Genomic DNA, 11,859 nt, shown 5'->3' on the forward strand with positions numbered 1-11,859 from the left:
GCTTAACAGTGCGTTTAATAGAGACGATATTAATCTACAACTTGCCGCGATTGAGCCAGGAGGAGATAGGAAAAATGTTTGAATTAAATGACTTGAGGTAAACTAGATTTTTCCAAGATGTTTTTGAAGAAGGTAAAAAAGAAGGTAAACAAGAGGTTTTTGAAGAAGCTAAACAAGAAGGTAAGTTAGAAGCGATACCTCAGTTATTAGCGTTTGGGTTGAGTATTGAGCAGATAGCTCAAGGCTTAGGCTTGGACGAACAAGTTGTTAGGCAAGTTGTACAACCTAAATCCTAAAACAATAGAGTGCGCCAAGGCTCAACAGTGCGCTTTATCTCAAATTTCTGAGAAATTTGGGTGGTACGGTATCACCAAATCAAAATAGAATCAAGGCATCAGTTGTCAAAGTGATTCGATGCCAAATTTGAGTGTGATGTCTACGACGGGCTATTCGGCGTCGCAGATGAACACCGAAGTGTAAAATATATTCATCAACTGTAAAACAAGCTCCCTTGAAAACAGACAGTATCTTTTATCGCATCTTCCAAAGTATCCCCAGCACTTTTTTTGAACTGATTCACCAACTGCCGCAACTAGCTAGCGCTTATCAATTTTCTTCAGTCGAAGTCAAGAGACGATATTAATCTAGAAGTTACCGCGATTGACCCAGGAGGGGATAGGGAGAATGTTTCGATCAAATGAGTTAAAGCTAACTAGATTTTACCAAGATGTTTTTGCAGAAGGCAGACAAGAAGGTAAGTTAGAAACGATACCCCAGTTATTAGCATTGGGTTTAAGTATTGAGCAGATAGCTCAAGCGTTAGGTTTGGACGAACAAGTTGTTAGGCGAGCTGCACAACCTAAATCCTAAAACAATAGAGTCCGTTTTAGCTGTTGCGGCTGGAGTGAGTGTTGGCGAATCAATTAGGAACTCAAGTAGGATCACAAGCTATTCAAAAAACTTTGATGTCCATCCCTGCTAAAACTTTTGCTGAGATAAACAAAGCTTTCATCTAAGTCACTTTTATCGTATCCGCACAAATAATTTGGCGTATATAGGACTAGTATTTGATTTTTGAAAAGATACGTAGGGGAGCCAGTGCGTTGCGGAGGTTCCCTCCGTTGTAGCAACTGGCGTTGTGTTAGCGACAGCGTAACGCACCATCATCAAGGGTTTTGTGCGTTACGAACTGCGTTCTAACACACCCTACAATACCTAATTTTGTTCAAAAATCAAATATGATTCCTATAGAAGATGGATACCACGAATCATAGGAATTTTGTTTCTTTTACTTGGAATAGACATTTTAAAACGCTGTTCCTTGAAATAAGGCGAATCTAGTAAAGGCTTTTCCACTTTGCGTGCAATGTAATTGTTACATCTATCACATACAACTCCGGGTGGAAGTGTATGTTCCTTATTGCCAAATGACTCAGGAATAATGTGTTCTCTTGAGGTGGATGAAGAGGAATTACACTTACAGAAAATACAATGCATAAATATTGTCCAATCAAAACTTAACTTGCGGTACAGCTTAACCTGACGACGTCCTAACAAATAACCTCACAATTACGTCCTCACCAGTAACTTAAGCGACCTAACTAGTTATTAGACGGAAATTTTCTGGATATCTACTTTAGGAAGTGAGGATAAATCAGGGTTGTTGGCGTTTGCTTTCATAATAAATTTAATTAACAAGTCAAGGGAGTTACCAGTAAGCCGTTGAAAGATTCTTGCTGAATGAAAAAACGCGAGCACTAAATAAATTAAAAACTCCATCGGTACATTTTGCTGGGTATGATATTTGATCTGCAAGCATTTACCTAGTAATAACCAGCTATGACCCAAAACTACCGCATTACTCTACTCCCCGGCGATGGCATTGGCCCTGAAATTATGGCAGTGGCGGTAGATGTGCTGAAAGTCGTAGGAAAGCAATTTGATATTCAGTTTGAATTCCAAGAAGCCCTTATCGGTGGTGCAGCAATTGACGCTACAGGTGAACCCCTACCATCTGTCACTCTAGATACCTGCCGTAACAGTGATGCTGTATTACTCGCTGCGATTGGTGGTTATAAGTGGGATTCCCTGCCATCTAATTTACGCCCAGAAGCAGGTTTGTTGGGGCTACGTGCAGGGTTGGGATTATTTGCCAATTTACGTCCAGCGAAAATTTTGCCCCAGCTAATCGACGCCTCGACTTTGAAACGTGAAGTTGTGGAAGGCGTGGATATTATGGTAGTGCGTGAACTTACTGGCGGGATTTACTTCGGTAAACCTAAAGGGATTTTTGCTACCGAAACTGGTGAAAAACGCGGTGTAAATACAATGGTTTACACAGAGTCAGAAATTGAACGTATTGGGCGGGTGGCTTTTGAGGCGGCTAGAAAACGTGGCGGAAAACTTTGTTCGGTGGATAAGGCCAACGTATTAGAAGTATCTCAGTTGTGGCGCGATCGCATTACCCAACTTTCACAAGAATATCCAGACATCGAACTCTCTCATTTATATGTAGATAATGCTGCTATGCAGTTGGTACGCGCTCCCAAGCAGTTCGACACCATAGTTACAGGCAATTTATTTGGCGATATTCTCTCTGATGCTGCTGCTATGCTCACAGGTAGTATTGGGATGTTACCCTCAGCTAGTTTGGGCGCTTCTGGCCCTGGTGTGTTTGAACCAGTTCATGGTTCGGCCCCAGATATTGCCGGACTTGATAAAGCAAATCCTCTAGCACAGGTTTTGAGTGCGGCGATGATGTTACGCTACGGTTTAGACCAGCCAAAAGCGGCAGATCATATTGAACAAGCCGTATTGCAAGTTTTAGAACAAGGCGATCGCACAGGGGATATAATTTCTCCAGGAAAAAATCTTTTAGGTTGCCGCGCTATGGGCGATGCACTGATTAGAGCCATTGAAGGAAAATAATTAAATAATGCAACTTAGGCAATTTGGCAACCTTTGCGATAAGTTTCGGGTAGACTAGAGGGAAATCTAGCAATCAAATAACAGTCGATAGTGTACGCATTACGACAAGGACAAGCAAATTTTACCGCCCCAAAAAACCAGCCGCCTTTGATTGATCCCGCCGTAATCAGAGCTGCTGGGCAGATATACTACACCCACTGTGAAGTACATCCTGAAATAGCTGGGCAACCTTCCGGTGTAGCAATTAATCGCATCAATCATCGAGGTAAGGTTATTTTTACTAACCAACCAGTTCTCTTACCTCAAGAATGTTTTGTGCCCTTGAGTCAAATTGAATCTCATATGTATTAGTCATTAGTCATTGGTCATTAGTCATTAGTCATTAGTCATTGGTCAAGAGTAAATATTGATTAACTCTCGACAAAGGACAAAAGATAAACGACAAATGACTGTATGGACAAATGACAAAGGACAAATGACTGTATGGACATTTTGTTCGTCGTTCCGGCGAGTGTAATGGTCTTTGCTTTGGGTGCATCTATTGGCAGTTTTATCAATGTTATTGTTTATCGGCTACCTGCTGGGTTGTCAATTCTTTGGCCGCCTTCTCGTTGTCCTAAATGCTTAAACCAGCTAAAAGCTTACGACAATGTACCAGTATTCGGCTGGATTTCTTTAAGAGGGCGGTGTCGATATTGTAAAAGCAAAATTTCTGTCCGTTATCCCGTGGTAGAAGGGGTAACGGGCATAGTTTTTTTGCTGGTTTTTTTAGTATTTCAAGTTTCGACTTTAACAATAGGCTATTGGGCTTTTTGTAGTTGGTTATTGGCGCTATCGCTTATCGACCTAGATACAATGACCCTACCCAATCGACTTACTCAGTCGGGTTTGGTGGTAGGGATTTTGTTTCAAATGGTGGTTGGTTTTTTACCAGAAGCTAGCTCTGTAGCATTGGTAAATCACTTGATGATGGCGATAGTTGGTGCAGTATTGGGTTTATGGCTGTTTGATGCGATCGCTTTATTGGGTTCAATTGCCTTTGGTAAAGCTGCAATGGGTGCGGGTGATGCTAAGTTAGCAGCCATGATGGGAGCCTGGTTAGGCTGGAAATATTTGCTCCTGGCTAGTTTTATTGCTTGTGCGCTGGGAGCGTTAATTGGTAGCGGTGTTATTATCCAGCGATCGCGACAAAGGTTAGGACAAAAGATCCCTTTTGGCCCTTTTCTAGCTTTAGGATCTGTGATCACTCTGTTTAGTGGAGAAGCTATTTTATCTAGCTACCTGCGGTTATTTTTTCCAGCGTCTTGAACTGGAGTGGGGAAGGTGGGGCCCCCTCTGGGGGATAAGGGGTAATGGGGGAGCAAGAATTTTAGATTTTAGATTTTGGATTTTAGATTGAAATTTAATCCAAAATTTAAAATCCAAAATCCAAAATTGAATTGCCCCATGCCGAATGCCCTTTCATAAGAAATATTTATAATTCGTGACTGTAACCAACATTACCCCATCAACCCTTCATATTTTGATAATATTCTAGTTGTAACTTGTATTACCCTCGTGAACTACCTCGTCGTATAGACGAACGTTGCTCTCCTAATTCATCGGCAATAGCCTCTAGGACTCCGTAGTTCTATTGGTCTGACATTCCCCTCCAAGGGCAGAAGTCCTGGTTCCCAAGACCCAAATCTTTTTCTTGCAACATATACCTATGAGCTTGGTTTTCGCTTACGGCATTGATGGTCAAGACACTAACTATAATACCCGAAAAATTAGTGATTCCGACGCTCGTGCCGACGCTCATGCCGAGCTAACGCAACGCTATCATACATCTAGTATTTGTTTTTGCTGTGCAAAAGATCAACCCTTCTGTACGAGACGCTGTTCGCATTCGACTACGCTCAGGGTTGACGGTGAGCTTAGTCGAACCGTCAATACTAGATGCAATCGTCATCACCCGCTCCCTATCCCCACGTTTCTAAGAGTTGTTCGCGTAGCGTCTCGTAGAGAGGGTGGAGACTTCCGCGATATGTTAATGACGATTAACTGTTGGCAAGCACAACTAGTGCAACAGATGCTGATCGTTCATAACCTAGCAATACGAATAATTGATTTGAGTGGGAGAGGGAAAGCATCTTATTGGGAGGTTGGTGTCCTCATGGCTTTGTCAGTACGTCCATAGAATTAAGTCTGCTGAAAAAAGAGCAAGAGACTTGTATTGGTATAAGTATTTTCGTTAAGCTGGCAACCAAAGATGAAAATTAAGGTCTGAATTGCTTAAAAGCGTAGTTTAAGGTGTTTTCGACCTCATACCCACTTAAAATAAAATAAAAAATGGCTAACAACGAAGAATCACGCGGTTTAAAGTCTCTATTTGATTGGTTTGCAAATCGACGGAAATCAGGATCTACCAGCCTCGAACGCCAAGAACGTGAAATTGCTGATGGTTTATGGCATAAATGTTCTAAGTGTAGTGTGTTGACATATACAAAAGACCTGAAAGCCAATCAGATGGTTTGTGTCGAATGTGGTCATCACAATCGGGTAGACAGTGATGAGCGCATCCGTCAATTAATAGATCACAATACCTGGAAACCTCTGGACGAGCATTTGCGTCCAACCGATCCCCTAGAATTTCGCGATCGCAAACTCTACAGCGATCGCTTGCGGGAAATGCAGGAAAAAATTGGCTTAATAGACGCGGTTAAAACTGGTTTAGGTCAAATCAATGGTTTGCCCATTGCCCTTGGGGTTATGGATTTCCGTTTCATGGGTGGTAGCATGGGTTCGGTCGTGGGAGAAAAACTCACCCGGATGATTGAGCAAGCCACTCAACGGCGATATCCTGTAGTTATTGTCTGCGCCTCCGGTGGTGCGAGAATGCAAGAAGGAATGCTCTCTCTGATGCAGATGGCGAAAATCTCCGCAGCCCTCCAGCGCCATAGAGATGCCCGACTATTATATATTCCCGTTTTAACCAATCCCACAACGGGCGGTGTTACCGCAAGTTTTGCAATGTTGGGTGATATCATTTTGGCAGAACCCAAGGCAACTATTGGTTTTGCCGGTCGGCGAGTGATTGAGCAAACCCTACGGGAAAAACTACCCGATAATTTTCAGACTGCTGAAGATTTGCTCCAGCACGGTTTTGTTGATGATATCGTACCCCGCACTCAATTAAAGAATACCCTCACCCAGCTGATTGCCCTACACCAGCCTGTATTAACAACACCTCACATGGTGTTGTGGGAAACAATGTCTTTGACTTCTACCGCCGCAGAATAATGAAGAGTGCTGAGTGCTGAGTGCTGAGTTAAAAGACCACCCACAAAGGTTGGGGTATCAACCTTTGTCAAAAGTGATGAGTTATGAGTGAAAAGTTATGAGTGTAAAATTCATAACTCCTCACTCTTGTACAGACGCGATTAATCGCGTCTGTACTCCTCACTTTCCAATCCCTAAGCTCTCCCCGGCTCTTTGACAAAAACGAGTGGAACAAGGGCTACTAGTCGGAATAGACTAGAGAGGGCGAACAACCCCAACAAGCCTCCAAACTGAGCAAATTGGATAATAAAGCTGCCTATAGTTGCGCCTAAAGCACCACTCGCTCCAGCAACGGCAGCTGCGATCGCAAAATAGATAGACTGATTTTTTATTGGTGCAATGCCCAATTGTACATTGTTGCTGCACAAGTCAATCGCCGCCCAAGTACCTCCAGCCAAGATGTGTAACAGAGGTAGCCACAACCAGATGTCAAGGCGATTAGCACCAATCCCCAGCCATAGCATTGGTGTAGCTGCAACCAAAATCCCAATACAAATGAGGATGGGACGATTACCTATTTTGTCTGCTAATTTTCCCCACAGAATAAGCATTAATAAAGTCGCCCCCGCCTGAAGGCTGTTGTAGATAGTCACATAACTCACATCTAAATCCAGCGTGTCCAGCATATAGAGGTTAAAAAAAGGACTACTGAGGTTAACAGCAAGATTCCAGAAGCTAAAATACAGCAGAAATCTCAAAAAGTTAGAGTTTTTCCAAACACTGTTAGCTAATTGGTTTTGTGGTGGATGAATTGATTGAGCGACTTCAGAAGATTCGTCTTTTACAACCTCTGGCTGAATCTCACTTGTTTGAGTTAACTTGTGATCATAAGTGTTTTGTGATTGCGGATTCATATCCACCTGGAAATACTGACATCCCAATCCCGCAATTCCAAACACAATGCTTACCAGCAGAACCACCCCATAGCCTTGTAGAGTTCCACCATACCAATGTGATACAGCGAGACCGGCCATTGGTACGCAAACCAAATTGGTGAGACTACCGGCACTATTGCGTATCCCAAAATACCTGCCTCGCAATCGCCGGGGAACTATCATTGCTACCCAACTTAGCCACGATGCCGTTCCTAGTCCTCCCAAAAGATGGCTGAATAGAACAATCAAGAGTGTCAATATCACTAACTGATCAGTATTAATCACTCCCAAGCTTACGCCTAGAATACCAATTACTAGAAACAGCCATAGCAGCCGACCAATTCCGTGTGTCCGAAGAGAATATTGAAAGCGGCTGGTGCTACGTTCAGACAGGTAAGCACCTAACGGTTGAATAAGATTGACCAACATGGGGATAGAGGACAGCATCCCGAATACCACTGGACTAGCACCCAATTCAACCAAGAAATTGCTGAGTAAAATCCCGCCAGTCCCAAGGGAGTAAACTGATGCTAAAACAGAATCCGCAGTGGAAGCTTTTAAACTTGTGCGAATCGCATCCTTGGGAATTCGAGGGGTTAGAGAAAGTTTTGTGGATGGTGAGGCAATCTGGGTAAATTCCAGAGTCAAGGGCGGAGTTGTTTCAACCTGAACAGAATCCATAATCTATGTTTATGGGTGAAATACCCTCGAATAAATTCGGTTGCAGAGGAACTCAGTATGCTTTAATTAGCATTGCTGATAATTTTTCGTTATTTTAGCTTGCAATTCTCAACAAAAATTTCAAAAAAGTAAAATATCACTCCTTAAGAACAGAGGGTATAAGTAAGAAGAAAGAGACTTTTATCTATCTGTGAGCAGAAAAAGATTATTTAATTTTTTGGGACTGGCGATCGCCATCATGATCGCTATTATTGCTTGTCAAAGCCTACAATTACCAAGCAAACCCTTAGCATCTACCGCAGTCACCATTAAACTCAGTGGTTGGGGAGGATCTCCTGTTGAGCAAAAACTCTTGAGACAGGTATTGCAAGACTTTGAGGGACAACATCCAACTATTAAGGTCAAATATGAAGTAATCTCCGACCAATACATGGATGTAATCAAAACTCGTTTGGTTGGGGAAGCCGCGCCTGATGTCTTTTATCTGGATGCGCTGGAAGCTCCTTTCTTAATGAGTCAAAATGTCCTGGAACCGTTAGATGCTTACATCACCCCCAAATTTGACCTAGTAGACTTCGAGGATACCCTACTTGAGAGCTTTAAATATCAAAACCAGATTTATGGTCTTCCCAAAGACTATTCCACCCTGGCGCTGTTTTATAACAAAAAAGCCTTCGCCACCGCCGGCTTGAGTATTCCGCCAGCTACTTGGGATGAATTACGTCACTACTCGAAGCAATTGACAGGCAAAATTAACAGATACGGCTTTGGAGAGATTCCAGAATTGGCGCGTCAGGCTTACAAAATTAAAGCCTTTGGTGGACAACTTGTTGATCAAAATGGTTCTGCTACCTTTGCCAGCGAGGCAAGTTTGCAGGGTTTAGAGTTAGTGGTAGACCAGTATCAAAGAGACCGCTCCTCTGCCCAAAAATCTGATGTGGGGACAAACTCAGGTAGCGAAATGTTTGGTCAGAGTAAAGTGGCAATGGTGATTGAGGGTAACTGGGCAATTCCCTATTTAACTGAAACCTTTCCTCAACTAGAGTTTGCTACCGCGCAATTGCCTACTATTAATGAAAAAAAAGGCACAATGGTGTTTACCGTTGCCTACGTGATGAATAAGCAAGCACAGCACAAAGCCGAAGCCTGGGAGTTGATTTCCTATCTCACCGGTAAAGAAGGGATGCAGAAGTGGACAGGAACAGGGTTTGCTTTGCCAACACGTAAATCAGTAGCAAAGAATTTGGGCTATGACCAAGACCCACTGCGATCGCCATTAGTTGCGGGGGTGGATTATGCTACATCGTGGCAGGTAGGTAAGTATCCAGGTGCGATCGTCAATAACTTTGATAACCAGTTTGTCAGCGCCTTATTGGGACAACAACCATTAAAGCAGGCGATGGTACAGGCACAGAATGAAGCTAATCAGCAAATTAGGGCGATGGATTAAGCAATCTTTCTTACCTTCACCAAATTACTTCTGAGTAGAAATTTGCTATCTCTTTATCTGCTGTAATTATTGCAGCTTGATTACTTCTGGCTAGTGTGACGACAACTTGATCTACTGGATCTCGATGACCCCATTCTAAATTGACACTTTCCATCCAAATATTTTCATCGTATCCCAATTTATAAACTCAATGAGGTTCAAGTGATCGCGTAATTGAGTATATTTGTTTGAGTAGTAAAACACTAACTCCATGACTGTAACTTCTGCCATTGAAGGCTTTATCTCATTTCGTGGTCATCAGGTATGGTATCGCATCGTTAAACCAGACCAAGAAGATTCTGACAAGCTACCCCTGCTGTGTCTTCATGGAGGTCCAGGAGTACCTCACGACTACTTAGAATCATTGGAAGCGATCGCCGCAACCGGAAGGCGAGTTATTTTTTACGATCAATTAGGGTGTGGTAATAGCGATCGCCCTACAGATCCAAAATTGTATTCCATTGATTTATTCAAAGAAGAACTCGTCGCCGTCCGTAGCGCCTTAAATTTAGACCAAATTCATCTATTTGGGCAATCATGGGGCGGTTGTTTAGCACTCGAACATGCCCTTTCTCAACCCACTGCATTAGTTAGTCTCGTTCTAGCTAGCACGCCTTCTAGCATTCAACAATTTGTAACTGAAGCTTATAGCCTCATGAATCAGCTACCAATCGAAGTACAACAGATCATTCGTAAGCATGAAGCTGATGGTAGCACTCAAGACCCCGAATACAAACAGGCAATGGAAGTATTCAATCATTCTTTTCTTTGCCGAATAGACCCTTGGCCTAGCTGCTTAACTAGAGCCTACAGCAAAGTTGGTACAGAGTTTCGGGGTGCAGGCAAAATTATCGACTGGAATATTGAAGATCATCTAGGTGAAATTATCGTGCCTACACTGCTGCTTTCAGGTCGCTACGATGAAGTTACGCCTACTTGTGTTAAAATAGTTAACCAAGGTATTTCCGGCTCTGAGTGGGTACTATTTGAAAACAGTTCACATATGCCTCATCTGGAAGAGACAGAACGATTCCTGCAAGTCTTGGGCGAATTTTTGAATCGTGTCGAAACAGCCCTGTAAAGATAAGATTGTAAGTTGAGTCTCATATTCCTTAAACTTTTTAATCCCCGACCAAATTTTAAATTTGGTGTTCTTCAATGAGTGGTGGGTCTAAATCCCCCACTCATGGTTACTAAGCTTGCCGAAGTATTGATTCTGCCTTCCGAATTCTAGTTTAATTCAAAAACTTTTTATTAGAATTTTTGACTTTTAATATCCAACCTTGATAGGACTTAAGAATATTTGAGTAGGGAATTGTAGTAGTAGATAATAATTCTCGCAAAGGAGGCATGAAAAACTGAGGAAATAGTTTATTCATCATCTTCGCAAGACTTTCCCTTAAGAGAAATTCAGTAAATAAAGTTTTAGATGCAGGTATAACATTTGTGTCGAGTTCCCACAAGGCGTATGCGTCTGGTCGCCGGCGGATAGTAAACTGCTTTATAGCAGTAGCCCATTCATCAGAATACTCATCTAAAAGGCTATCAAAGATTAGCACGTCTTCAAAAGCATTATTACAACCTTGACCAAGACTCGAAGAAATAGCATGAGCAGCATCTCCAAGAATTAGCACACTGTCACCATAATGATAGCGATCGCAGCGTGTTCTTAATTGTGTTCCTATCGGTCTTTTCAGGAAAGCTTCTGCTTCTTCTTCAGAAATTAGCGGCGCAACCTCTGGCAAATTCTGCTGAAAGAATGTCATTACCTCTTCTTTAGTAGATAAATTAACTACTTTCTTTGTCTTTTGTGGAAAGAATAAAATCCCAATAAACTTATCGTCTAGTTGAGGCACTATTCCAAAAGTAATACCTTCTTCTATTCTCCATATATTAAGATAGTTTTGTTTTAAGTTTTTGCTTGTTTTTTCTTTATTACTTAATAAGAAAACTGTTTTGTAGCAAGCAGAAGCATACTCTTGCTGAAATTCAAAAAACTCGGTATTGAGAAAATGCGTTCTCACTATTGAACGCGCTCCGTCTGCACCAATCAATAGGTCATAATCAACCTGAAACTTTTCTGTCTGATTTTCTGGTACTGTTTCTTTAACTTTATCAAAGGTCAGAGTTTTGTTTTCAAAATCAACACTAGTGCATTTGCAATCATAGTAGATTTCAACTTTGTTGTCGGACTTTTCAGTTAATTGTGATAATAAAGCTATTAATAGACTAGTTCGGTCAGTGTTAAATGAATATTTGCTTTTAGGCCGATTCTCTAATATTTTATTTTTTTGATATATTATGCTGCCATGATTTTCTACACAAGTCGCTTTAACTGCTGCTTCTAACCCCTCTATTTTCCTCAAAGCTCTTAGTCCTCTTTCATTGATGCCATAAGGAATAGTTCTAGAGTTAGCCAAAGAAACTTTTTGTAAGTCACTACGGCGTTCGTAGATTTCTATCTTATATTGAGTGCTGCGACGCGATAAATAATGTGCCAGTAAAACTCCAGCAGGGCCAGCGCCAACAATAATAACTTTCTTCACTGTTGTTAATAAAATATTT

At 41.9% G+C, this 11,859-nt stretch carries 13 protein-coding genes; 9 read left to right on the top strand and 4 right to left on the bottom strand.

The features are described 5' to 3' along the window. The first annotated feature begins 511 nt into the window (after positions 1-511). Both V7K36_RS18900 and V7K36_RS18905 read left to right on the top strand, forming a co-directional pair. Positions 512-643 carry a DUF2887 domain-containing protein gene (locus V7K36_RS18900; protein ID WP_335118227.1) on the top strand — a complete coding sequence of 44 codons (132 nt, stop codon included), beginning with the start codon at positions 512-514 and terminating at the stop codon, positions 641-643. Positions 644-684: 41 nt separating this feature from the next. Then, positions 685-870 (top strand): hypothetical protein, encoded by a 186-nt coding sequence (locus V7K36_RS18905; protein ID WP_335118229.1) that lies wholly within the window; start codon positions 685-687, stop codon positions 868-870. Between the two features lie 375 nt (positions 871-1,245). On the opposite strand, the gene V7K36_RS34185 is transcribed toward V7K36_RS18905, so the two are convergent. Further along, positions 1,246-1,497 carry an HNH endonuclease gene (locus V7K36_RS34185; RefSeq protein ID WP_442948483.1) on the bottom strand — a complete coding sequence of 84 codons (252 nt, stop codon included), beginning with the start codon at positions 1,495-1,497 and terminating at the stop codon, positions 1,246-1,248. A gap of 342 nt (positions 1,498-1,839) precedes the next feature. On the opposite strand from V7K36_RS34185, the gene leuB reads away from it, so the two are divergent. The 5 genes from leuB to accD all read left to right on the top strand — a co-directional run bounded on the left by leuB (position 1,840) and on the right by accD (position 6,210). Further along, entirely contained in the window at positions 1,840-2,928 is a 1,089-nt protein-coding gene (gene leuB / locus V7K36_RS18910; protein WP_335118231.1) for a 3-isopropylmalate dehydrogenase, read from the top strand. 90 nt (positions 2,929-3,018) lie between these two features. Beyond that, positions 3,019-3,279, top strand: a complete 261-nt coding sequence (locus V7K36_RS18915; protein WP_300415205.1) for a hypothetical protein — start codon at positions 3,019-3,021, stop codon at positions 3,277-3,279. 132 nt (positions 3,280-3,411) lie between these two features. Continuing rightward, entirely contained in the window at positions 3,412-4,236 is an 825-nt protein-coding gene (locus V7K36_RS18920; protein WP_335118233.1) for a prepilin peptidase, read from the top strand. Positions 4,237-4,636: 400 nt separating this feature from the next. Continuing rightward, entirely contained in the window at positions 4,637-5,107 is a 471-nt protein-coding gene (locus tag V7K36_RS18925; protein ID WP_335118235.1) for a hypothetical protein, read from the top strand. Positions 5,108-5,259: 152 nt separating this feature from the next. Continuing rightward, a complete protein-coding gene (gene accD / locus V7K36_RS18930) occupies positions 5,260-6,210 on the top strand; it encodes an acetyl-CoA carboxylase, carboxyltransferase subunit beta (RefSeq protein WP_335118237.1) in 951 nt (316 codons plus the stop codon). Positions 6,211-6,383: 173 nt separating this feature from the next. Here accD and V7K36_RS18935 read toward each other — a convergent pair whose 3' ends face one another. Beyond that, positions 6,384-7,805, bottom strand: a complete 1,422-nt coding sequence (locus tag V7K36_RS18935) for an MFS transporter (RefSeq protein ID WP_335118239.1) — start codon at positions 7,803-7,805, stop codon at positions 6,384-6,386. A 238-nt stretch (positions 7,806-8,043) separates the two neighbouring features. On the opposite strand from V7K36_RS18935, the gene V7K36_RS18940 reads away from it, so the two are divergent. Then, on the top strand, positions 8,044-9,255 hold the full coding sequence (locus tag V7K36_RS18940) for an ABC transporter substrate-binding protein (RefSeq protein ID WP_335118315.1): 1,212 nt from the start codon (positions 8,044-8,046) through the stop codon (positions 9,253-9,255). A gap of 16 nt (positions 9,256-9,271) precedes the next feature. On the opposite strand, the gene V7K36_RS18945 is transcribed toward V7K36_RS18940, so the two are convergent. Next, entirely contained in the window at positions 9,272-9,409 is a 138-nt protein-coding gene (locus V7K36_RS18945) for a hypothetical protein (protein WP_335118241.1), read from the bottom strand. A 96-nt stretch (positions 9,410-9,505) separates the two neighbouring features. Between V7K36_RS18945 and V7K36_RS18950 the strand changes: the two genes are divergently transcribed. Beyond that, complete coding sequence (locus V7K36_RS18950) at positions 9,506-10,375, top strand: proline iminopeptidase-family hydrolase (protein ID WP_335118243.1); 870 nt, start codon at positions 9,506-9,508, stop codon at positions 10,373-10,375. A gap of 154 nt (positions 10,376-10,529) precedes the next feature. Here V7K36_RS18950 and V7K36_RS18955 read toward each other — a convergent pair whose 3' ends face one another. Further along, positions 10,530-11,840 carry an FAD-dependent oxidoreductase gene (locus V7K36_RS18955; protein ID WP_335118245.1) on the bottom strand — a complete coding sequence of 437 codons (1,311 nt, stop codon included), beginning with the start codon at positions 11,838-11,840 and terminating at the stop codon, positions 10,530-10,532. Positions 11,841-11,859 lie beyond the last annotated feature (19 nt).

The organism is Nostoc sp. (genome assembly GCF_036919555.1).
Lineage (GTDB): Bacteria > Cyanobacteriota > Cyanobacteriia > Cyanobacteriales > Nostocaceae > Nostoc.